A 24,567-nucleotide genomic window follows, 5' to 3' on the forward strand; every position below is an offset into this window, starting at 1 on the left:
GGGCCTCTCATCAGATTGTTGGAATAGCGGCATTCTAAACAGCCATTTCCACATACCGCTAATTTATAGACACAATTCCCACTATTCATAGATCGAATTTTTATGACAAAGCAGTTGATGTGTGTTTGCCCGGACAGAACCGCGCAGACACAGCGCCCACCTGCAACATCGTTACAAAGCGCGGCCAATATCGAGAATTAAACGGCGCAGCCAGCGGTGCGGGGCGCTCTGTTGCAACAGTGGGCTCCAAGCCATTTTCAACTCCAAATTGGGAATATCCAGGGGCGGGTCACGCCTCACCACGCGGGGATTATCACTGGCCAATTGAGCCAGGCGAGTGGGCACCGTTACGATCAGATCGCTCTGTTCAGCCAGCAGCATAGCTACCTGGTAGTGACGGGTGAAAACGGAGATATCCCGCTTCTCTCCCAAACGACCTATGGCCTCATCTACCCAGCCCAAGCGCTGTACATCTTCCGGGTTAACCCCGACACCCACCCCCATACCGGTCTTGCTCACCCAGATATGCTGGGCTTCCAGATAACTCTGCAGATTGTAATCCCGGAGTATCGGGTTATCAGCGCGCATCACACAGGAGAAGCTATCGCGCCATACGGTGGCCTGGTGAAAGCTCTGCGGCATACTGTCAAAGCGGTTGATCACCATATCCACTTTGCCCTGCTCTACATCCACAAAGCTCACATCACTGGGCGTCATGATATCCAGACTGATACCCGGGGCGTCATCCCGCAGCTGCTTTAACAGCGGCGGTATCAGGGTGGACTCGGCGTAGTCACTGGCCATGATGCGGAAGGTGCGGCGGGTATTGGCGGGGTCAAAATCCCGATTTGGCTGGATAACCCGATCAATGGAAGAGAGTGCTTCGCGCACCATCGGCTGCAATTCCAAAGCCCTTTCCGTGGGCATCATGCCCTCACGGGTGCGCACCAGCAACGGATCGTCAAACAGTTCCCGCAGACGCTTCAGGCCATTACTCATGGCCGGCTGGGACAGTCCCAGGTAATTGGCTGCACGGGTCACATTGCGTTCGCGCAGTAGCACATCGAGGTAAACCAGCAGGTTCAGGTCAGCTCTTTCCAGTTGCATACATCTATTCGTCAAATCGATAGTGAAAATAAAATCAATAAATTAGGCAAATTATGCCACTCCTCCTAAGATACTCAACACCTAATCGCAGTCACCGTTTAAGGATTTACAGTCATGTCCACTTACACTCAAGACATCGACGCGGTAGCAAAGCTCCGTGAAAGTCATGGCAGCTCCTGGGACGCCATCGATCCCGAATCTGTTGCCCGTATGCGTGCCCAGAACAAATTCAAGCACGGCCTGGATATCGCCAAGTACACCGCTGATATCATGCGCGCCGACATGGAAAACTACGACAAGGACACGTCCAAGTACACCCAGTCCCTGGGTTGCTGGCACGGTTTCATCGGTCAGCAGAAGATGATTTCTATTAAGAAGCACTTCGAAGGCAACACTGACCGCCGCTACCTGTACCTGTCCGGCTGGATGGTCGCCGCTCTGCGCAGCGAATTCGGTCCTCTGCCCGACCAGTCCATGCACGAAAAAACTTCCGTAGCTGCTCTGATCGAAGAGCTCTACACCTTCCTGCGCCAGGCTGATGCCCGCGAATTGAACGACCTGTTCCGCGAAGTGGACGCCGCTCGCGAAGCTGGCGATAAAGAAGCTGAGAAAGCTGCCCAGGACAAGATCGACAACCACAAGACTCACATTGTACCGATCATCGCCGACATCGATGCAGGTTTTGGTAACGCCGAAGCAACTTACCTGCTGGCCAAGAAAATGATCGAAGCGGGTGCTTGCTGTATCCAAATCGAAAACCAGGTTTCTGACGAGAAGCAGTGTGGTCACCAGGACGGTAAAGTAACCGTTCCTCACGAAGACTTCCTGGCCAAGATCCGTGCAGTTCGCTACGCATTCCTGGAACTGGGCGTAGACAACGGTGTTATCGTTGCCCGTACCGACTCCCTGGGCGCTGGCCTGACCAAGCAAATCGCTGTAACCAATAAGCCGGGTGACCTGGGTGACCAGTACAACTCCTTCCTGGATTGCGAAGAAATCGATGCTTCCGAGCTGGCCAACGGCGACGTAATCATCAACCGCGAAGGCAAGCTGCTGCGTCCTAAGCGTCTGGCTTCCAACCTGTTCCAGTTCCGCAAGGGCACTGGCGAAGCGCGCTGCATCCTGGACAGCATCACCTCTTTGCAGAACGGTGCAGACCTGATCTGGATCGAAACCGAGAAGCCTCACGTTCGCCAGATCGGCGGCATGATGGACGAAATCCGCAAAGTCGTTCCCGATGCGAAGCTGGTTTACAACAACAGCCCGTCCTTCAACTGGACCCTGAACTTCCGCCAGCAGGTATTCGATGCCTGGTCTGAAGAAGGTAAAGACGTATCCGCATACGACCGCGCCAACCTGATGAGCGCCGAGTACGACGACTCTGAGCTGTCTGCAGCGGCCGACGAGAAGATCCGTACCTTCCAGGCCGACGCGGCTCGCGAAGCTGGTATCTTCCACCACCTGATCACTCTGCCGACTTACCACACTGCGGCCCTGTCTACCGACAACCTGGCCAAAGAGTACTTCGGTGAGCAAGGTATGCTGGGCTATGTGAAAGGCGTACAGCGCAAAGAAATCCGCCAGAGCATCGCCTGCGTTAAGCACCAGAACATGGCTGGCTCCGACATTGGCGACGACCACAAAGAATACTTTGCTGGTGACGCTGCCCTGAAGGCTGGCGGTAAAGACAACACCATGAACCAGTTCGGTTAATCGACCGGTACGGTTTCAGTAAATTTGAGGCGGCACTTGCCGCCTCTTTTTTTGAACCTATTGGGTTCATCTCAAAGCACCGCAAGTTTGCCTATGCTTTGATCTCTGCAATTTTTATTACTTGGGCCGCTACTGCGGCCCTTTTTTATTCCGAAACTGAACTACTCCGGTTCTTTCCCTCGCAAAGACAACTCCTCGGCTAGCCTTAAAGCACCCTCGTTGAAATTCGCGCATCATGAGCGATCAAAATTTAATTCTGATATTCAATTGCGGCAGCTCGTCAGTGAAGTTTTCCGTGCTGGACCCAGATTCGGGTGCAGAACACCTTGCCGGTATCGCGGAAGCCCTTGGCACCCCCAAAGCCAAACTGAAGTGGCACTATCAAGGAACAGAAGACTCCCATAGGCTCGCGCTGGATAGCGACCACGCGGCGGTAATTAATGAGCTGGTAACACAGTTTGACCGAACCTGGTCAGAGTTACAGGATGGGTTAAAAGCGATAGGTCACCGAGTCGTCCATGGCGGCGAGCATTTCTCCAGCTCCGTTTTGATCAATCAGAAAGTGATGGCCTGTATCGAAGAGTGCTGTGACTTGGCCCCCTTGCATAACCCCGCTGCTCTCAAGGGGATCTACGCCTCCCTCGATGCCTTCCCCCAACTCCCCCAAGTCGCCGTCTTTGATACCGCCTTTCATCAGCAAATGCCTAAGTACGCGTATCTATACGGGCTCCCCTACCCACTGTACGAAGAGCACAAGATCCGCCGCTATGGCATGCATGGCAGTAGCTATCAGTACATTTGCGAGCGGTGCGCTGAACTACTGGGAAAGCAGACTGCTGAACTCAATATTATTGCTGCCCACCTCGGTGGCGGCGCCTCTATTTGCGCCATCAAACAGGGGCGCAGTGTAGATACAAGCATGGGGCTTACACCTCTTGAAGGACTGGTAATGGGGAGTCGCTGCGGCGATCTGGACCCGGGAATACTCCTCTACTTACAGCAAGCGCTGGGATATACCCAAGCCTCACTTGAGCAGCTTCTAAATAGAGAAAGCGGTATGTTGGGCATATCCACCCTGAGCAGTGATTGCCGTGCACTGGAGCAAGCTGCCGAGAAAGATCATAAGGGAGCCAAACTCGCCCTGGAAATATTCTGTTACCGCCTGGCCAAATATATTGCTGCTTACACCATCCCCTTGGGTAGCGTCGATGCTTTGGTATTCACCGGCGGTATCGGGGAGAACTCCTCCGGGGTGCGAAGCCGGACCATCGAATGGCTCAAGCCCTTAGGCTACCAACTCAACCCCGAAGCCAATCAGAAAACCAAGTCGCAAGTAGAGGGGTTAATCTCTGCGCAGGAAACTCCCAACATCCTGGTAATCCCCACTAAGGAAGACTGGATTATTGCCCGGGATACATCGCACTTGGTGCAGTCTTAAACATGCTGCGACACAGCAATGCCAGAACCCTGATGCTGGTTCCCCTGGAAGCGGGAGCCGGTATCACCTCTGTAAGCCTGGGTTTAATTCGGGCGCTAGACCGAAAAAGTATTGAGCTTCAATTTTTTAAGCCCGTCGCCGAGCCCCCGCCACCAGACGGCACTATAGAGCGCACCACTGAGATCTTGCGGCAAACATCCAACCTGGCCATCCCCAGCTCACTGAGTGCCGAATATGCGGACTCGATGGTATCCACCGGAAAAATGGCGGATTTACTGGAAGAGATTCTCGCCCGCTTCAGACGAATCTCGGCGAAGGCTGAAGTTAATGTGATCGAAGGCGTGCTACCCAGCCGCGACAATCCCGTGACTAACCAACTGAATTATCAAATTGCCAAAACCCTTGATGCGGAAGTGGTACTCGTCGCCTGCCCATCTCCCGGTGCCAGCGATTCAATCAAGCAACTTCGCGAGAGACTGGAGTTTGCCGTACGTCTCTATGGCGGCGAGGATGCGAAGCGCGTAGTGGGCTGCATCATCAATAAAGTGGGTCTGCCTGCGGAAATTATGGATACTCCCGGAGCTCATTTAATTGGGCTGCATTCACAACTGGAATCTAGTAAAGAAAGCCCCCCTAGCCTGACCCCTGAGATACTTTCCAAGCAGATTCCACTGCGTATTGTCGGTTTTATTCCCTGGAATGCAGAACTACTCTCTCCCCGTGCACTCGACCTGGCGCGGCACTTTAATGCAAAGGTACTCAATAAAGGGGAGCTGGAAACACGCAGGCTGCATACCGTTACTTTCTGTTCTCGCTCACTGCCCAATATGTTGAGAAGATTTAAGCCCGGGGCCATGCTGGTAACTTCTGCCGATAGGCCCGATGTGGTTGTGGGCGCATGTTTGGCCGTGATGAATGGAGTCAAAATTGGATGCCTGCTATTAACCGGCGGCTACCATTTGGACAAAGCCATTTTGAAACTGTGCACCCCGGCCATGGAAACAGGCCTACCTATTTTACTGGTGCCTTCCAATACCTGGCACACGGTGATGTCACTGCAGACTTTTAATTTGCGCACCCCATCAGATGACAGAAATCGCGTGGACCGGGTGCAGGAATTTTTCGCCAGTCGCTTAGATGAAGAGTGGGTGGAATCACTGAGCCAGCAAAGTGAAATCCCCAAACGCCTTTCACCCCCGGCATTCCGCTACCACCTCACGGAACTGGCCCGGCGCCGCACTATGCGGATTGTCCTACCCGAAGGAACCGAACCGCGAACCATTCGCGCCGCCCAGCTCTGCCTGGAGAGAGAGATTGCACACCCGGTTTTACTGGGCGAAGAAAAGGATATTTTCAAAATTGCCGAGCAGCAGGGGTTAAAGCTCAATAAAAAGTTGGAAATTGTCGATCCCAAGGCGGTGAGGGCACACTATGTGGAACCCATGGTTACCCTGCGTAAAAACAAGGGACTTACTCAAGTAGTGGCACTTGAGCAGCTACAGGATAATGTGGTTCTCGGAACCATGATGTTGGCATTGGGTGAAGTGGATGGACTGGTGTCCGGCGCTATTCACACAACAGCCAATACCATTCGGCCCGCCCTGCAACTAATCAAAACCGCCCCGGATGAAGAGCTGGTTTCCTCGATATTTTTTATGCTGCTCCCTGAACAGGTACTGGTCTACGGAGATTGCGCGATCAATCCCGATCCCGATGCACAGCAACTCGCCGCTATAGCCATTCAATCAGCAGATTCCGCAGCGGCATTTGGTATAGAACCCCGAGTCGCAATGATCAGTTACTCCACCGGCACATCCGGCAGCGGCAGCGATGTCGATAAAGTCCGCGAGGCCACCCAGCTGGCCAAACAGAAGAGACCGCAGCTGATTATTGATGGCCCCCTTCAATACGATGCCGCCTTAATCCGCAATGTCGCTGCCCAAAAAGCCCCGCACAGTCCCGTGGCCGGCAGGGCCACAGTTTTTATCTTTCCCGACCTGAATACCGGCAACACTACCTACAAAGCCGTTCAACGCAGCGCTGACTTAGTGAGTATTGGGCCAATGTTGCAGGGATTGCGCAAGCCGGTTAACGACCTATCACGGGGCGCACTCGTGGATGATATTGTGTATACCATTGCCCTCACCGCCATCCAGGCCCAGGGCAAACTTCACTGATTTTATTTACTCACGGCGCAGGGGCCTTCGCTGGTCGATATACTCTTGTAACGCGGCCGCAACGGTATAGGCTTCCAGCCTGTGCTCATAGGTCTCTGTATGATCGTACCCCATTCGCTGTAAGCAGCGTTGGATATAGTCGGCACTTGAGGATTTATCGTGCCAGACCCGGCGGCCTTTAAAAATATTGGTCAACACTTTCCACCAGCTTTTATCAGCAGAGCGCAAGTGCTGTAGGGCCACCGCTAGCAGGGCTTCCTCATCAGAGAAATCAGTACCCAGTGGATAGTGAGGCAGTTCCGCCAGGCATTTTTCGTCATTGAATACACTGGCGAGATGTTCAGGTGTGTTGTTATTAAAACTCTCGGGAATCGAAAAGCTTTTTTCTATCTTCCCCGCGTGCTTGGCCTGCTCTAGCAATACAGCTTGAAAGCGGGTATCACAGATACTGAGCATAGCCACCATTACATCCCGGTCTGTTTTACCACGCAAATCGACTGCGCCATATTCCGTCACAACCACATCGCGCAAATGCCGGGGAATTGTCGTGTGAGGATATTCCCACACAATATTACTCTCGCAGATACCATCGCGCATTCGCACACTTGGGAGTGCAATAATGGATCGGGCCCCAGGCAAGTCCCAAGCCTGGGCGACAAAGTTATATTGCCCTCCCACCCCACTCACCACGTGGTTATCCACCAAGGCATCCGAGACAACCGCTCCCCCAAGAGTCACCATCATGGCCGAATTTACAAAGCGCGCATGCTGTCGCTGCGCCAGCTTTAGGTCTCTTTGGGATTGGAGGTCATTGGTAAAACTGATGTCAATCATATCGAGACCTGCACCCTCCTTAGGGTCCAGATCCCGCAACTCTCGATACATAAGTTCCGGCCCCAGATAGAAGCCGCCATGTAACCAGATCCCCCCAGCGATCTTTTTATTCAGGCAACTACCAATTAGACGGCGGCGCCCATGTTCGCTGTGAAGATCACACTCCTCTTCTTCACCATCAGGAGTCAGCAACTTATGGCCCCGCCAACTGTAGCTGGGGTCCACAATGCCAAGCTGCTGTAAAAAATCTGTATCTGCCACGGTTAAAGGGCAACTGATACGGCCAGCATTCTTTAATGCCAGCAGCGTTTCTTCCTGCACAGTATCAGTAATCTGATCGCTATCGAGCAGATGTTGAATTGTCGCATCAGCGTAGACTCTACGGGTCAGAACCCCCGCTCTGCGCAAATGGAGAAAACCGTGGGGCACCATTTCACTGGCCCCATAAAGGCCCCTCTGAAATGTACCGGTACACAGAGGTAATTCCTCTCGGTAGCGCTTTGTATCCTCTTCCACCAAGTCATTCAGAATCCGGCAAAAGAGGGCGTTTTCCTTATGCCTCAAGCGCAGTACATGGCAAACCGCATCTCCCAGGGCGCCGATACCTACTTGAAGGGTTCCCCCATCTTCAACCAGACTGGCGATATGGTAGGCGATACTGTATTCGGTAAAGGTTACCGGCAGGGCCGGAGCCGCAAACAGCGGCGTATCAAAAGTCTCGCCTTTCAACAAAAAGTCAAAAGCACTGGCCGGTAGCTCACTGCTTCCATGGATATAGGGCAGCTGTGTATTTACTTCACCCAATAAAAACAGGGGGTAGTCCTTGCGCTGAGCTACCAGCTTTAGAACAGGCAGTGTCAGGTCTGGGTTACAACTTAAACTGTACTTGTCTCCACACTCTGAGGGCGCCACCATTTGCGCAATAACGTTAACCCCCCGACTGATCAGCTCACCGGGTACCTGGGTATAATTTGCACTCACGTAGTGTTGCTGTGCATAGTTGTTGCCGAGCAGCGAACCGGGCTCCATAAAGAATTCAATAACCTGGATATTACCTGGCAGGTGCCCTTTCCTCCTCGCGGGAACATAAGCAAGGTCTTGGTATTGACTGTAATGGGTATCCAGAAGTGGCTGGATAAAGCGCCGGGAAATATCACTATCCCCACGGGGGCGCTCCAGCGTCAGGGCCGTAAATATCGTCAGTGAAATCGTATGATCTTCTGCCGCTCGAGCGTATAGCGTATTAGCGAAATGGTTTGCTTTACCAAGCCCCAGCGGTAATGCCAGAACTATTTTTTTGCCGACAACTTCTAAGAGCTTATCGACACACTCCTCGGCACTGGTAAAGCTCTCTGGAGCATTCTTGTGCGCAGATTCCATCGGAGGTAGCTTTCCTCAAACCCTATTGGACTGTGCCCGCACACCCACCCAAGTGCTCGAAGTGATCCACCTGAATTGCCTTCTCTACAGCATCCGCTGCATCGTAGAGTATCTCAGCCTCTTCATCGCTGATTAGATTTTTCTTTAACCCTTTTTCCACGCTATCCCTGCTCAGGTTGCGAATACCGCCTTTTTTTAATTTTTCACGAGCCCGCTCGGAAGCGCATACCCGATCAAACGCCTGCTCAACAATATCCACTCCATCCCCGGGAGTTCCGAGAAAGACTCCACTGGTCAGCCGGTCGCGAGTCGCCGACGGCGTCAACAGTAATTCCGCACAGGCCTTGGCTTGCCGATCCGATGCAGTGTGGACACTGTGACCCCAAGGCATGGTGAGGAAGTGCATTACTTGGCCAATAAATGGCCGGGGGAAATTTTGAAACACCTCCAACAAGTTGACTTCGATCTTATGCAATCCATCTCGCATGGCAAATTCCAGCAGAGGGAGGTCATCCTTAGGGTTGCCATCATCATAAAAGCGCTTCAGGGTGCAGCTGAGCAGATACAGCTGACTCAAGACATCGCCCAATCGGGAAGAAATCAATTCTTTTCGCTTGAGTTCTCCTCCCAGGGTCATCAAGGAAAATTCGGTGACCAGAGATAGCACCGCCGAATACCGGTTCAATTGCCGGTAGTACTTGGCGGCGTGCCCTACGTTGCGGGGGCTGCTGGCAAACAAGCCCACCGTCCAGCCGTGAAAAATACCCCGACAGAGGGTTTTGAATTGAAACCACATATGCTTGGGCAGCAACTTATCCAGTTCGTCCAAACCCGCTTCATGATCCGGGTTTTCTGCCGCCAACATTTCCTTCAAAATATAGGGGTGGCAGCGAATTGCGCCCTGACCAAAGATCATCAGGCTGCGAGTGAGAAGATTGGCCCCTTCTACGGTAATTGCTACCGGTATGGCTCGATAGACATTACCCAGATAATTTAATGGGCCGTCCATAATGGCCTTTCCTGCATGAATATCCATTGCATCAATAATGGCCTGGCGTAGACCACAAGTAGCATTGGCTTTCATAATTGCGGTGATCACCGCTGGTTTTCGCCCCTCATCCAGGGCACGGGTAGTCGTTTTGTGGGCGCTATCCAACACAAAAGCAATAGAAGCAATTTCAGCCAAGCGACGCTGCACACCTTCAAAACGGCCAACAGGTACATTAAATTGCTCTCTAATTCGCGCATAAGCACCGGTCAAACGCGCCGCCATTTTGGCCCCACCGGTAGACAGGGATGGCAGAGAAATTCCTCGGCCTGCGGCAAGGGCACTCATCAGCATCTCCCAACCTTTGCCGACATTCTCCTCGCCGCCAATAATCCAATCCATGGGCATAAAAACATCTTTTCCCCAGTTGGGCCCGTTCTGAAATGCTTGCAGCGCTGGGAGATGCCTCTGACCAATGGAAACTCCCGGTGTATCTGTGGGCACCAGGGCAACCGTAATACCCAGCTCTTCTTCATCGCCGAGAATATGGTCCGGGTCATAGAGTTTGAAGGCCAAACCTAACACCGTAGCTATCGGGCCCAAGGTGATATAGCGCTTGTGCCAATTAACACGCATACCGAGGACCTTTTCGCCTTGATATTCGCCGTAACAGACTACGCCACGGTCAATCATGGATGCCGCATCAGATCCGGCCTCCGGACTGGTCAGCGCAAAGCAGGGAATATCAGTGCCATCTGCCAGACGTGGCAAATAGTAGTCCTTTTGCTCTTGCGTACCGTGAGCCAGTAGCAGCTCTCCCGGGCCCAATGAGTTAGGCACCATTACTGTGACACCCACACAGGTACTGCGGGTGGTAATTTTGGTCACTATCTCCGCATGAGCTGTCGGGGAAAAGCCAAGGCCGCCATATTTCTTGGGAATAATAATGCCAAAAAAGCGATTTTTCCGAAGGAAATCCCAAACATGCTCCGGAATATTGCGATCCACATAGCTGATTTGCCAATCGTTGATCATTCGGCACAGCTCTTCGACTGGCCCCTCCAGGAAAGCCTGCTCCTCTTCATTGAGCGCAGGTGGACCCATCCCCAACAATTGATCCCAATGTGGTTTACCTGACAATAACTCAGCGTCCCACCAAACCTCACCCGCTTCCATCGCCTCCCTTTCTGTTTCAGAAATTGGCGGAAGTACCCGTTTAATAATTTTTAAAAGAGGCGCGGTAAAGAATTTTTTGCGCAATTCGCTCATTTTCACCTTCCATAGCGGCAGCCGTTGCAACAAACACTGCCAATTCCCGCAGGGTCGAGAGAGTCATCAATGCACAATAATAGGAGACGTTTGATTGCAGGTAAGAATTCACAGAAGAAATCCATGCCCCTACCCTGATAGACATTTTATTTTTCAACAAAACCGGCGTTGTTTTTTTTAGGGCCATTGAAAAGTTATTGAGATTAGCTTTTTCTCACTCCGTCCACAGCAATTCGTATTGTGAGACCCCCTCACCCCCTTTCAATTAAATAACCATTTTTTCCAGGGACTTGGCCTTATAACTTTTTGAAAGGGAAAGAAAAATAAACAAGGATTTTGACATGAAGCGATTAACGGCAATATCTCTCACCAGCATCAGCCTGATGCTCCCTTCATTAATTTACGCCGATCTTATCGGCGAAGCACCGCGCTTAGACCCAGCAGATAGGATTAGCCAGGATGAAATTTCCCAAGGACAACTTCACCTCGACGAAATACGTGAAGCGGGGCTGATTATTTTCAGCACGCCTTTCAATCGTTACGACGGCTTTGGTGATGGCCCCCACGATTTTTCTGAACCGGACAACCACTCCCCCACCGGAGGTAACAGGCCCACCCTGCAAGGTAATGGCACATTTTTACGGGTCAATGGCCTCGATGCGCAAAATTGCCTGGAGTGCCACACCGTTATCAGCAATCGAACAACGCCACCCAGATTGGGCATTGGCGGAGGTGGAGGATTCGGAACCAGCGTATTATTCCGTCCCGCCAATATCGATGTTATCGATGAAAACTTTGACGGTATCGGAGAGTTTGATGGGCGGCTGATTAATCCGGTATTTTTATTTGGCGCTGGGGGGATTGAATTGGTTGGTCGTGAGATGACCCATGAATTACAAAATCTTAAACAACACGCCCTCAACAACCCCGGCACCATCGTTGAACTGGAAACAAAATCAGTCAGTTTTGGGAGCATCATTGCCGACGAGTACGGCAATTTGGATACAACCAATGTCGAAGGCGTCGAGCACGATTTGGTTGTCAGGCCATTTGGTCGAAAAGGTGACAACGCCTCAGTCAGGGAGTTCGATGTCTCCGCCCTGGCATTTCATATGGGGATGCAGGCCTCGGAAGCCTTTGGCGGAGCAACAGCAGATGCTGATAATGACGGAGTCGTCAATGAAATCACCGTTGGGGACTTATCCGCACTGAGTATCTTTATTACCACCCTGGAACCACCATTCGATGTCGATGACAGAGAACACCGTGACGGCCGGAGGCTTTTCTCCGATATTGGCTGCGCCGACTGCCACCGCCCAACGATGGTCACCCAGAGAAGGACCCTCCCTTATAAACTTACCGGCTCTCCAGAAACTCCCTTTGAAGACATTTTTTACGAAGTGGACCTCACCAAGCAACCGACAAATTTTCGCCAAACCCGCAATGGCGGAATAGAGGTCGCAATGTTCTCTGATCTCAAGCGCCACGATATGGGCGAGGGGCTGGCTGAGAACGCCTTCTTCCAAACGGACCAGCAAAACCGTGAGTTTATTACCGCACGCCTTTGGGGAGTGGCCGATACCGCGCCCTATTTACACGACGGCAGAGCCACTACGTTGGCAGAAGCCATTTTTCTCCACGACAGCCCCGGAAGCGAGGCCAGTAACGCAGCACAGAATTTCAAGTATTTAAGTGAAAATGATCAGAATAAGATCTTGGCATTTTTGATGTCCCTGAGAATGCCGGAGAACCCCGCTGAAGATCTAATTGATCCCCGCTGAGTTGATTCTCAACAACTGGCAGCGCTTTTGGGCTGCCAGTTTCCAGACCCAATGGACTTACTGGTGTTTTTAGGTCAGTGCCTTACCCGCCACAATTACACCGTTGTTATCCGCGTAGAGGTATTCCCCCGGGCGGAAATCCACACCGGCAAAGCTCACCGCCAGGCCTCTTTCACCAATTCCCTTTTTTTCTGTTTTCATTGGATGGCTACCAAGTGCCTGCACCCCCAGATCCAGTTCCGCGATTTCATCTACATCGCGAATGCAGCCATACATCAGGATACCTTCCCAACCGTTAGCAACCGCCTTTTCTGCCAGCATATCGCCAAGACAAGCCCGCCGCATAGATCCACCGGCATCGACTACCAAAACCTTGCCCTGCCCCGGTTCAGCCACCAGTTCTCGCACCAGGGAGTTATCTTCAAAACATTTGATAGTGACAATCTGCCCACCAAAACGATCTCGGCCACCGTAATTGATAAACATAGGATCAACTACTCGCACCTCATCAGGATAGGCATCACATAAATCGGGGGTTGACTTGAGCATCAATATTCTCGCAGCAATCTATGGAAGAGAAGAATAATAGCGGGAAAAAAGTAGAAGAGCTAAGAGGCAAATAAATACCGGGTATCACCACGATGGATAATACCCGGCCAAGCCTTCGCTGCCACGAAATTGAAACTAGTGTGTTACACGAACCGGCGTGCCTACACGCACATGCTGATAGAACTTTCTCGCCATATGTGGGGGCATACGCACACAGCCATGAGAAGCGGGATAGCCGGGCACGTGGCCAGAGGCATGCAGACCGATACCGCCATTAAAACGAATGTAATTATTCATTTTTGCACCGCGATACACAGTACCCGCAGGGCGACGATGCTTTCGAGTATTTACATTAGATCTCACGACTCTGCCAGTGCGTCTATCAACAAAACTGCCATAAATAGACGAGCGGTGATAAGGGTGTTTGGACAACACACGAAAATGTCCGGGGCGTGTGCTGTAACCGCGCTTCCCCGAAGAAATACGGGAGACACCAACTAATTTCCCACCTTTATACAGATATGCGCGCTGCTCACTTAAATCAATTCTAATTGATGGACTACCACCCCTGGCTGCAGCGCGATCATCAAACCAATTAGATGCGCGTGGCTTTGCATCTGCCGGTGGCGCTGCCATTAAAGCCATAAGGCACACCATCAAAAAGACATGAAGTATGGGGATTTGAAACTGTCTACTCATTTGCATAGCTCACCTCACCGAGTCTGGGTACCCTGCCCTGAATCCAACAGATAAACAGTCTGTCGGTAATTTTCAGGTGCACGCCAGTGGGGCCAGGGCCCACGGCGAACATTTTTACGGAGCACATTGCGCAATCTGTTTTTCGATTTACACGCAACCTTAAGACTCTTCCGATTCTATTGAGGCGAGCGGAAAGATTTAGAATGAATTCTTCTGTGCGGATCAGCTGATAGAGGTTTGTATTTTTTGGTTAATGTGTCGTTTAAATTTTTCAAACACAATTAGCAGAACAAAATCAGGTGTTTCCGGGTTTAACCGCAACAACGGACTCATTTTCCACCAAGGCAAACATCGCTTCAGCAGAAAAATTACAATTAAATATAGCGGGGGAAAAATTGGGAAAGCGGCCCACAATTGGGCCGCTTAAAGAGGAAAATTAACCTTCCTCGTTGGCCAGGAATAGCCAGGTATCTACTGCGGTATCCGGATTCAGGGACACACTGTCGATCCCCTCATCCATCAACCAGCGGGCGAAGTCTTTATGGTCAGAAGGACCCTGACCACAAATACCTACATATTTACCCGCTTTCTTACAGGCTTGGATTGCCCTGGAAAGCAGTGCCTTGACCGCTGGGTTGCGCTCATCAAACAAATCGGCAACCAGGCCGGAGTCGCGGTCCAGACCAAGCGTTAGCTGGGTCAAGTCATTGGAACCGATGGAGAAACCATCAAAGTGCTGCAGGAAGTCTTCCGCCAGCAAAGCGTTGGACGGCAGTTCGCACATCATAATGACCTTAAGGCCACCTTCTCCACGGCGCAGGCCGTTTTCAGCCAGCAGACCGACTACTTCCTCAGCTTCTTCCGGGGTGCGGACGAAGGGCACCATGATTTCCACATTGGTCAGTCCCATTTCATCGCGGACTTTCTTCAGTGCACGGCACTCCAGGGCAAAGCACTGGCGGAAATCTTCAGAGCGATAGCGAGCTGCACCACGGAAGCCAAGCATTGGGTTTTCTTCGCTTGGCTCGTACAACTGGCCACCCACAAGGTGCGCATACTCATTAGATTTAAAGTCGGACAAGCGTACGATGACGCGATTCGGTGCGAAGGCTGCAGCCAAGGTAGCGATGCCTTCCACCAACTTTTCGACAATAAAGTCTTCTGGAGAATCGTACCCACCGATACGCTCGCGAATATTCTGCTGCAGATCTTCCGGCAGGTTATCCAGTTCGAGCAGTGCTTTCGGGTGAATACCGATCATGCGGTTGAGGATAAACTCGAGGCGTGCAAGGCCAACGCCCTGGTTCGGCAGATGGCTGAAAGCGAATGCTCGATCCGGGTTGCCCACGTTCAACATAATTTTGAACGGCAGCTCCGGCATTTCCGCAACTTCAGTTTCCTCGCGCTGGAATTCCAATTCACCAGCCATTACAAAACCGGTATCGCCTTCCGCACAGGAAACTGTCACCGGTGTGCCGGTTTCCAGCAGCTCGGTTGCATTACCACAACCTACAACTGCGGGGATGCCCAGCTCACGAGCGATAATTGCCGCGTGACAAGTACGGCCGCCGCGATTGGTAACAATAGCACTCGCTTTCTTCAGGACCGGCTCCCAATCCGGGTCGGTCATGTCGGTAACCAGGACTTCACCATCCTGCATCAGCGCCATATCTTCTACGGATTCAAGCTTGCGAACGGGGCCCGCGCCAATGCGCTGGCCGATTGCGCGACCTTCACACAATACGTCACTGCGCTCCTGCAAGCTGTAGCGCTCGATGCTGGTTCCCTGATCGCGGGAGCGTACAGTTTCCGGACGCGCCTGTACGATAAATAACTTACCGCTGTCGCCGTCTTTGGCCCACTCGATATCCATCGGGCGACCGTAGTGCTCTTCAATCTTGCGGGCCTGGATTGCCAGGTCTGTCAGCTCCGCATCGTTGAGGGCAAAGCGCTGACGGTCTTCGTCTGCCACCGGGATAGTTTTTACGGAACGACCACATTCACCGCTCTCGTCGTAAACCATTTTGATCGCTTTACTGCCGCGATTGCGACGCAGAATCGCAGGACGGCCCGCATCCAGGGCTGGCTTGTAGAGGTAAAATTCGTCCGGGTTAACCGCACCTTGAACAACGGTTTCGCCCAAACCAAAGGCGGCGGTGATAAAGATCACATCGCGGAAGCCACTCTCTGTGTCCAGGGTAAACATCACACCCGCTGCGCCAGTCTCACTGCGCACCATGTGCTGGATACCAGCAGACAGGGCAACGCCCACATCCGCATAACCGGTATGCACGCGGTAGGCGATAGCACGGTCGTTGTAGAGGGAAGCAAAAACTTCTTTTACTGCCTTCAATACAGCGTCGATGCCGCGGATATTCAGGAAGGTCTCCTGCTGACCGGCGAAGGACGCATCCGGCAAGTCTTCGGCGGTTGCAGAGGAGCGAACTGCAACAGCAGTTTCCGCACCACCCAGGGCCTCATAGCCCTCGCGAATCTCTTTTTCCAGCTGCTCGGGGAACGGAGTCTGTAAAATCCAGTTGCGGATTTCATCTCCCGCCTGGGCCAGCTCGGTGACATTACCAACATCCAATCCTTGCAAACGCTCGGCTATACGCTGCTCCAGCTGTTCGTGAGCCAGGAAAGCCCTAAAGGCTTCTGCGGTGGTAGCGAAGCCACCGGGTACGCTCACGCCGGCACCGGCGAGAGAGGAGATCATCTCGCCCAGTGATGCGTTCTTGCCGCCGACTTTGTCGACATCGGCCATGCCCAGTTTTGCGAAGTCGATCGTGAAGTTCGTCAAGTGAAGGCCCTCTAAAATTCAGGTTGAGTGGCGGCAGATTATAAGGATGAGTTTTGTAAAAAATAGCCCGTAAAAATTGGCCAAAATGTTGTAAATTTTCTACAAAATTTGCAAAACGCCAGAATAAAAGACCTTTGCCCCATTCCTCCCCTACAATAGCCCCCTCACGCCGACAAACTGAGAACAAACATGGCAAAAGACAAGCGCACGGCTTTTTTTATCTCCGACGGAACCGGTCTCACCGTCGAAGCGATTGGCCACAGCCTACTCGCACAGTTCCGCGATCAACAAGTTGAGCAGGTCACGCTTCCCTATATCGACTCCACCGAAAAAGTTAAACAGGCCCTGCAACGCATAGAAAAAGCAGCCGATGAATCCGGTTTACAGCCGATCATTATTACCAGCATTGTTTCTGACGAGATCCGGGAACAGCTGCACCAAAGCTCTGCGCTGATGCTCGATATCTTCGAGAACTATCTCACGCCACTGGCCAATCTGTTTAACCGGGATCCAGCGCAGATGGTCAACGTCTCTCACGGCATTGACGACAACCGCCGCTACACCGACCGGATTGAAGCAGTGCACTTCGCTATGGACAATGACGATGGCCGCAGAGTCAGCGAATTCCAGCAAGCCGATGTGATCCTGTTGGGCGTTTCACGCTCTGGCAAAACGCCTACCTGCTTGTACCTGGCACTCCAGTTTGGCCTGCGCGCGGCAAACTACCCCATCACCGAAGAGGATATGGACTCCACCACCCTGCCCAAGATCCTGCGCCCGTTTCGCAACAAGCTGTTTGGCCTGACAATCGAGCCCGAGCGCCTGATGCAAATTAGACAGGAAAGGCGCGCCAACAGCCGCTACGCTTCTAAGGAACAATGTGAATTCGAGGTGCGCCAAGTTGAGCAAATGCTGAGGCGGGCCCAGGTGCCTTTCCTCAATGCAACCCAACTTTCGGTGGAGGAACTCGCCACCCGCCTGATGTCTCAGGCCGGTATTGAGCGCAGGATTGACTAAAGAGCCACACACCCTTTAATTGCCGCCGCAAAATGTGTAGTGTGCGCCGTCTTCCGGACTGCTGTAGCTTGATATGCAAATTGTCTCTCTGCCCTACTCATTAAACACGCCCGCCGCATTTGCGGCGATAGCGGATTTACCTATCCCCGTTTGGCTCGACAGCGGTCGACCTCTCGCGGAGGGTGGACGCTATGACATCATTAGTGCCGACCCGATAAATACCCTCGAGTTAAGTGCCGACACGCCCGAGCCATTTGCCCGGCTGGATGACCTGGTGTGCGAACTCTGCCCTCAGGACAGGGACTCACAACTGCCTTTTTGCGGCGGGGTTATTGGTTACGCTGGTTATGAACTCGGTGTAGAGGGCAATTATCTACCGGCAGATATGCGCCCTACGGACTTGCCCGCAGGCTTTTTTGGGCTCTACACATGGGCCTTTATTGCCGACCACCAACTGGGCAGCAACCACCTGGTTTTCCACCCCGCCTGCCCCCCACAGCAAGCTCGCGAATTGATACAGCGATTTAAAGCTATCAATTGGGAGACCCCGCTTACACCCGGAGACTTCCGGCTGCTTTCACCATTTGAGCACGAACTGAGTGCAGATGATTATCGGACACAAATTGAGCAGATATTGGAATATATCGCCGCCGGCGATATCTATCAGGCAAACTTTACCCAGCGTTTCAGGGCCCCCTACAGCGGCGATCTGCTAACAGCTTACCTGGCATTGCGCTCTCAAGCTGCCGGTCCCTTTTCTGCTTATATGGCCCTGCCCCATGGCAGCCTGCTCAGTATGTCGCCGGAGCGATTTATCCGAGCAGATGGCGCCAGTTTACGCACGGAACCGATTAAAGGCACTGCAGCAAGACACGCTGACAAGATGGCAGATCAGCGCGCCGCCTTCTCGTTGCAGAGAAGCCCCAAGGACCGGGCGGAAAATCTGATGATCGTCGATTTACTGCGCAATGATTTGAGCAAGCTGTGTCGCAGCGGCACCGTACGTGTTCCCGAGCTATTCCAATTGGCAAGCTTTGCCAATGTCCACCACTTGGTCAGCGTAGTAACTGGCGAGCTACCCGAGGAGTCGGTCTACAGCGAATTACTCGAAGCTTGTTTCCCCGGCGGTTCTATCACAGGTGCTCCAAAGCGACGCTCAATGGAAGTGATCCGGGAGCTGGAATCCAGCCCCCGGGGGATTTATTGCGGCAGTATTGGCTACATCAGCAGCTGTGGCCGCGCTGACACCAATATCGCCATCCGGACCTTCAGTGCCAACGATGGACATCTAACCTGCGCGGCAGGTGGTGGGATCGTTGCAGATTCCGATCCCACTTCAGAACACCAGGAGTGCTTGGCCAAGGTGCGCTTACTACTGGAAACTACTGAACAATTTTTGCAGTAGGCATCAAATCGCCGAAAAACGACTAAAAATTAGCCTATTTTGGCGCCTTTTGTAGCATCACTACAAATTTCAGTTATAAAGGTATCGGCGATTGATATTTCAAAGTTATTAGGGGTTCTGATAGATTCAGTCCATCTTGCCTTTAATGGCATTGCACTGGATCAAGGAAATTATCGTGAAGATCACACTGGTCAAGAAAATTCTCGCCGACGGCTCGCCCTGCGCCAAGTGTCGCGACGTTGAAGAAAAGCTGGAAGAAAATGGCCAAATGCAATTTATCGACCAGACACTTATCGCCGACGTGCGTGACCCGCAAAGCCCGGGCTTACAGCTGGCTCAGCAGTACAAGGTAGAGCGAGCGCCCTTCTTTGTCGTAGAGCGCGAAGGTAAGGAAGCAGAGATTTTCACTGTTTACTTCAAGTTCGCCAAAGAAGTGCTGCGCCCCCTGATCGAGATGGAGGCTTCATAGCCTCCATCCCTTAGCTTTATTCGGCACTTCCATTCAGCAGCACCTCTAGTAAACCGGCAACTCCATATCGGCGAACAGCGCATCGACCTCAGAACGGGATGTCGCCTGTGCCGCCTGGTCAATCAGCTCACGGCTGAGATGGGGGGCAAATTGCTGGATAAACTCATACATAAAGCCCCGCAGGAAAATCCCCTTACGGAAGCCAATTTTTGTAACACTCGATTCAAATAGATCACTGGCATCGAGAGCCACAAGATCCTCATCTTCGCCATCAACGGCCATATCAGCCACAATGCCAATTCCCAATCCCAGACGCACGTAAGTTTTGATTACATCAGCATCGGCGGCGGTAAAGACTACCTTAGGTGACAACCCTTTCTCCAAGAAAGCTTCATCTAACTTGGAGCGGCCGGTAAACCCAAATACATAAGTAACTATCGGGTACTTCGCCACGTCCTCAAGGGATAGCTTGCTCACTTGGCAAAGCGGGTGATCTTTCGGTACCAGGATGCAGCGGTTCCAGCGGTAGACAGGCATCATCACCAAGTCGCTGAAAAGCTCCAGAGCTTCGGTAGCGATAGCAAAGTCTGCAGTACCATCTGCCGCCATCTCAGAAATTTGCATAGGGGTTCCCTGGTGCATATGCAGGGAAACCTCCGGATAACGGCCTATAAACAACTTAATAATCGGGGGCAAGGCATAGCGCGCCTGCGTGTGAGTGGTAGCTACAGCGAGACTACCTTTTTTATCATTGCTGAACTCTTGCGCAACCTGTTTGATATTCTCCACTTTGCGCATAATTTCGCCGGCAGTCTTTAAGATTGCCTCCCCTGCCGGGGTTACCCTTGTGAGATGCTTGCCGCTGCGCGCGAAGATTTCTACGCCAAGCTCATCCTCCAAAAGTCGGATTTGCTTACTGATTCCCGGCTGGGAGGTATAGAGGCTCTGCGCTGTAGCAGAAACATTGAGGTCGTGATGTGCCACTTCCCAGATATATCTCAACTGCTGCAGCTTCATAGATCCTCCCTTTCATTAAGTTCGCTCATGGCCGAGAGCGAGTAATACCATTTTTTGTTCGATAGTTATAAAAACTATCTTGAGTTATACGAGAAAAGAATAGCAGTGAATCAAAGCCAGGGCCAATGGACGGTTGAATATCCGTGGTAGAGACGAAAGTGTCAATCAACTTTGGGGGATCCCGGACTTTCTGTCGGCTTTATTTTCTAATAATTAGAGCTAAGCCTCTCGGATGAGGACCGGGAAAAGTTCAAACATTATCGGCATAGAGAGCACTGAGTGATAACGTACACCTTTATCACTTTTGAACTTTTTATACCTCTGCATTTGCGATTCCATGAGGAACATGGCCCGTAGCCACATGCTCACCTGCAGAAACACAGTGACTAGGCTGATCATCAAAGAAGACATCGGCGCCAAAAGCCCGCAGGAACTCACCTTTAGGAAGCCCGCCGAGAAAAACTGACTCATCCACTCTAATATCCCAGGCGCGCAATGTCCTGATGACCCGCTCATGGGCCGGAGCGGAACGTGCCGTTACCAAAGCCGTTCGTATCGGGCAGGTATCCATCTCAAATTCAGCCTGCAATCTCTGCAAAGCTTCAAGGAACCCCTTAAAGGGCCCTCCCCCCAGTGGCTTCTGTGCTGAGGCACGCTCTGCCTCAGTAAAAGCAGCCAGGCCTTCCGTTTTGTAGACTCGCTCAGCCTCATCAGAAAAGATTACCGCATCGCCGTCAAAGGCAAATCGCAACACATCATCACGATACTCGCGATTTCCTCCGGCAACCAAGGTTGCCGCAGCAACCCCCTGCTCCAACGCTTGGCGGACATCTACACCATCAGCAGACAAAAACAGGTTGCATCCAAATGGGCCAATATAACGGTAAGGGCTTCCACCATTGCAAAAGGCCGCACGAGTAATATTGAGTCCATAGTGCTCTATCGAGTTAAATACCCTTAATCCGGTATCGGCACTATTCCTTGATAGCAGGATCACCTCCACCCGTGGCTCACCGCCAAGAAGCTCATTGATCTTTAGAAACTTCTCAACCAGAGGGAATGCGTCCCCTTTTTCCAGAACATCGTTCTCACGCTCAACTTGATAATGAGAAAAGGCGTGCAATCCCTGCTCCTCAAAAACCTTGTGGCTATCGCTAAGGTTAAACAGAGCGCGAGAGGAAATAGCAATTACTAACTTATCTGGACGCACAGCCATTAGAAAGCCTCTACATCGTTAATCCACCGACACCGCAGCTTCACTGAGGGCAGTGAGAGTCTACGACAAATCTCAAACTTATATTCCACAAATTGAGCGATATGTACAGATAAGAATGCCAGCCCTTCCCGATGTTACCTCCAGAGCGCTGCACAAGTGTCCAGGGAGTCAAAGTTGCTTTGACTGCGGGATTAAGACGATGGAGCAAAACATTTCAAAACTCGAAATTGAAACCGCCCCAAACTACCGCGTGCATTTTTCTACAGTAAAGTTTTGGTAGAGTTAATATCCACCCCCATCAAATTCAGAAAGGATTAATACTTTAATCCATTAGTTTGACAACCCCTTAAAGAACCCAGATTAATACACCCCTTCAAACTTAACAAACATATAGCACCCCACTCATGCAAATTGAATTAAATTGAAGAATTTCGCACCAGAAACAAACAAAAATAACAAATCTACAGAAAGCTTAACCGTTTAAATACAACTCAAAAAAAGTTTGCCACTCAGAAAAAAGCTATAAACTAACCAATTAAAATCCCTCAAATAACCAAAGTTGCAAATATCTGAATTCGTGACATACACATCAAAAAAACAATTTGACCTTTCAAGTTTACATCCACTACAAAAAAATTATTGTCAGGAATAACAACAAGGGATATCGTTATTTCGCCTGACAACGGCAAACAACCCCCAAGAAAATTTTGCACATAAACTCCATACAGCTCTCAGCTCATAGCGCGAGGTATTCTTGGGGTGTGATTCAATTGGCCGCTTAACCAGACAGCATTAACCACTGAGCGTTTATTTTATGCTCCCGGTTAACTATGGCCATTAAATTATAATCATAAAGAGAATTACTTAATGAAATATTTGTTAGGAGCCGCTAGCACACTCGCACTCGCTATTAGCGCCCAAGCGGCAGAGCGTATTAATGTCACACCAGAGTTACTTTCCAATCAGTCCCTAGCCTCAATCGCTGGCTCAGATATGAAGCTGGAAAAGGTTCGTGAACGCACGCTTGCCAACGGGAGAACGGTTGCCCGATATCGGCAAACTCACAAAGGCATACCCGTTTGGGGGAGAACCATAACCAGTTCCAGGCAAGGCTTAACTGAAAAAGTGAGAGGCCACGTACTCTCAGGCCTAGAGTTGGAGGTACCTACCGCCCGCGCAACGATTGATGCCGATAATGCTATTGATCGAGCCATGAACCATCAGCTGAATCTGCGCACTCAGGATGGTGACAGTAAAAAAGCCCTCTCAATGTCCTCCATGCGCTTCAACGCGCAAAACCAGAAAAAAGAGCTCTATGTCTATGTCGATGAAAACGACCAGGCGCGGTTAGCTTATTTGGTTAACTGGGTCGAATACGGAGATGAGCCGAGCAGACCGTTCTATTTTGTAGACGCACTTACTGGTGAAGTTATCAAACAATGGGACGGCCTTGCCTTCCAGGATGCCACAGGCCCCGGTGGCAATGAAAAAACCGGACGTTATGAATATGGAACAGACTTCCCTGCCCTCGAAGTTGACAATAACTGCTCCATGAACACTGCTAACGTAGAAACCGTGGATTTGAATCACGGTACAAGCGGAGGTAGCGTTTTCTCCTTCACCTGTCCGGAAAATGATTACAAAGAAATCAATGGTGCTTATTCTCCATTGAATGATGCCCACTTCTTTGGCAATGTCGTTTTCAATATGTACAGTGACTGGTATGGAACATCGCCGCTCACACAAAAATTAAGAATGCGAGTTCACTACAGCAACAACTACGAGAACGCCTTCTGGGATGGCAGCCAAATGACATTTGGTGATGGCTTCACAACCTTCCACCCACTTGTCAGCTTGGATGTATCCTCTCATGAGGTGAGCCATGGCTTTACTGAGCAAAACTCCAACCTGACCTACGCCAACCAATCCGGCGGCATCAACGAAGCCTTCTCTGACATGGCCGGTGAAGCTGCCGAGTTCTACATGAAGGGCACTAACGACTGGATGGTGGGAGCCGATATATACAAAGCTGATGGCGCTCTTCGCTATATGGATGACCCCACCAAAGATGGCAGATCCATTGGCCATGCCTCCGACTACTATAGCGGCATGGACGTGCACTACAGCTCCGGCGTATTCAACCGGGCTTTCTACCTGATTGCCAACTCAAGCGGCTGGAACACCCAAACTGCTTTCGATATCTTTGTGCTTGCTAACCAAACTTATTGGAATCAAAGCACCGATTACATTGAAGGTGCTTGCGGAGCCCTGTCAGCTACTGAAGATCTCGGATACGATACTGCAACAGTAATCGCAGCGTTCGACACCGTAGGGGTATCTACCAGTAACTGTGGCGATGATGGCGGTTCAAACTCAGAAGGCTGGGAAGAAACCAACTTATCAGGCCGCCGAAATAGCTGGCAGCACTTCACTCTGGATGTACCATCAGGCTCATCATCTTTGACTGTCGAAATGCTCGGCGGCAATGGCGATGCCGATTTGTACGTCCGTTATGGTTCCACCCCAACCACCGACAACTGGGATTGTCGTCCTTACGTAAACGGCAATAATGAATTCTGTAGCTTTAGCAATCCAGCTGCAGGTACCTGGCACATCAGTGTACAAGGCTATATTTCGTACAGAGGCGTAACTCTTTCCGCCCAGAGCCAGTAATATTTTAGGCCGGTGCCGACACATTAGTGTGTCGG

The 24,567-nt window shown here is 51.4% G+C and carries 17 protein-coding genes; 8 read left to right on the forward strand and 9 right to left on the reverse strand.

Annotated elements, in window-relative coordinates:
• Positions 1-171: 171 nt before the first annotated feature.
• Positions 172-1,107 (reverse strand): LysR family transcriptional regulator, encoded by a 936-nt coding sequence (locus ACJJIY_RS17785; protein ID WP_108733532.1) that lies wholly within the window; start codon positions 1,105-1,107, stop codon positions 172-174.
• Positions 1,108-1,221: 114 nt separating this feature from the next.
• Between ACJJIY_RS17785 and ACJJIY_RS17790 the strand changes: the two genes are divergently transcribed.
• From ACJJIY_RS17790 to pta, 3 genes are all read left to right on the forward strand, one after another.
• Entirely contained in the window at positions 1,222-2,820 is a 1,599-nt protein-coding gene (locus ACJJIY_RS17790; protein WP_282932507.1) for an isocitrate lyase, read from the forward strand.
• Positions 2,821-3,103: 283 nt separating this feature from the next.
• A complete protein-coding gene (locus ACJJIY_RS17795; RefSeq protein ID WP_445358520.1) occupies positions 3,104-4,258 on the forward strand; it encodes an acetate kinase in 1,155 nt (384 codons plus the stop codon).
• A 2-nt stretch (positions 4,259-4,260) separates the two neighbouring features.
• Positions 4,261-6,435, forward strand: coding sequence for a phosphate acetyltransferase (pta, locus tag ACJJIY_RS17800; RefSeq protein WP_445358521.1), 2,175 nt, complete (start codon positions 4,261-4,263; stop codon positions 6,433-6,435).
• 6 nt (positions 6,436-6,441) lie between these two features.
• Here the strand turns inward: pta and ACJJIY_RS17805 are convergent, their stop codons facing one another.
• From ACJJIY_RS17805 to ACJJIY_RS17815, 3 genes are read right to left on the reverse strand one after another with little or no spacing between them, the layout of a single operon-like run.
• Positions 6,442-8,649, reverse strand: a complete 2,208-nt coding sequence (locus ACJJIY_RS17805) for an acetyl-CoA hydrolase/transferase C-terminal domain-containing protein (protein WP_445358522.1) — start codon at positions 8,647-8,649, stop codon at positions 6,442-6,444.
• 22 nt (positions 8,650-8,671) lie between these two features.
• Positions 8,672-10,906, reverse strand: a complete 2,235-nt coding sequence (locus ACJJIY_RS17810) for an acyl-CoA dehydrogenase (RefSeq protein ID WP_445358523.1) — start codon at positions 10,904-10,906, stop codon at positions 8,672-8,674.
• On the reverse strand, positions 10,854-11,093 hold the full coding sequence (locus ACJJIY_RS17815) for a hypothetical protein (RefSeq protein WP_413662261.1): 240 nt from the start codon (positions 11,091-11,093) through the stop codon (positions 10,854-10,856). Before ACJJIY_RS17815 ends, ACJJIY_RS17810 begins: the two co-directional genes overlap by 53 nt.
• A gap of 154 nt (positions 11,094-11,247) precedes the next feature.
• Here ACJJIY_RS17815 and ACJJIY_RS17820 point away from each other — a divergent pair, with 154 nt between their 5' ends.
• Positions 11,248-12,687, forward strand: a complete 1,440-nt coding sequence (locus ACJJIY_RS17820; RefSeq protein WP_445358524.1) for a di-heme oxidoredictase family protein — start codon at positions 11,248-11,250, stop codon at positions 12,685-12,687.
• Positions 12,688-12,756: 69 nt separating this feature from the next.
• Here ACJJIY_RS17820 and rraA read toward each other — a convergent pair whose 3' ends face one another.
• From rraA to ppsA, 3 genes are all read right to left on the reverse strand, one after another.
• On the reverse strand, positions 12,757-13,236 hold the full coding sequence (gene rraA / locus ACJJIY_RS17825) for a ribonuclease E activity regulator RraA (protein ID WP_413662263.1): 480 nt from the start codon (positions 13,234-13,236) through the stop codon (positions 12,757-12,759).
• A 135-nt stretch (positions 13,237-13,371) separates the two neighbouring features.
• The gene (locus ACJJIY_RS17830; protein WP_444896988.1) at positions 13,372-13,935 is read right to left on the reverse strand and encodes a L,D-transpeptidase family protein; all 564 of its coding nucleotides are present in this window, start codon (positions 13,933-13,935) and stop codon (positions 13,372-13,374) included.
• A 436-nt stretch (positions 13,936-14,371) separates the two neighbouring features.
• Entirely contained in the window at positions 14,372-16,735 is a 2,364-nt protein-coding gene (ppsA, locus tag ACJJIY_RS17835) for a phosphoenolpyruvate synthase (protein WP_282932498.1), read from the reverse strand.
• A gap of 189 nt (positions 16,736-16,924) precedes the next feature.
• Between ppsA and ppsR the strand changes: the two genes are divergently transcribed.
• The 3 genes from ppsR (at position 16,925) to ACJJIY_RS17850 (ending at position 19,626) form a co-directional block, all read left to right on the forward strand.
• Entirely contained in the window at positions 16,925-17,752 is an 828-nt protein-coding gene (ppsR, locus tag ACJJIY_RS17840) for a phosphoenolpyruvate synthetase regulatory kinase/phosphorylase PpsR (protein ID WP_445356242.1), read from the forward strand.
• Positions 17,753-17,825: 73 nt separating this feature from the next.
• On the forward strand, positions 17,826-19,157 hold the full coding sequence (gene pabB / locus ACJJIY_RS17845; RefSeq protein ID WP_444896985.1) for an aminodeoxychorismate synthase component I: 1,332 nt from the start codon (positions 17,826-17,828) through the stop codon (positions 19,155-19,157).
• 175 nt (positions 19,158-19,332) lie between these two features.
• On the forward strand, positions 19,333-19,626 hold the full coding sequence (locus ACJJIY_RS17850; protein ID WP_444896984.1) for a hypothetical protein: 294 nt from the start codon (positions 19,333-19,335) through the stop codon (positions 19,624-19,626).
• Positions 19,627-19,671: 45 nt separating this feature from the next.
• Here the strand turns inward: ACJJIY_RS17850 and cysB are convergent, their stop codons facing one another.
• Positions 19,672-20,643 (reverse strand): HTH-type transcriptional regulator CysB, encoded by a 972-nt coding sequence (gene cysB / locus ACJJIY_RS17855; protein WP_282932493.1) that lies wholly within the window; start codon positions 20,641-20,643, stop codon positions 19,672-19,674.
• 313 nt (positions 20,644-20,956) lie between these two features.
• On the reverse strand, positions 20,957-21,859 hold the full coding sequence (locus ACJJIY_RS17860) for a 5'-nucleotidase (RefSeq protein ID WP_413662270.1): 903 nt from the start codon (positions 21,857-21,859) through the stop codon (positions 20,957-20,959).
• A gap of 867 nt (positions 21,860-22,726) precedes the next feature.
• Here ACJJIY_RS17860 and ACJJIY_RS17865 point away from each other — a divergent pair.
• Positions 22,727-24,532, forward strand: a complete 1,806-nt coding sequence (locus ACJJIY_RS17865) for a M4 family metallopeptidase (protein ID WP_444896983.1) — start codon at positions 22,727-22,729, stop codon at positions 24,530-24,532.
• The last annotated feature ends 35 nt before the right edge of the window (positions 24,533-24,567 follow it).

The sequence above is a fragment of the Microbulbifer maximicatervae (SeqCode) genome (assembly GCF_052468155.1).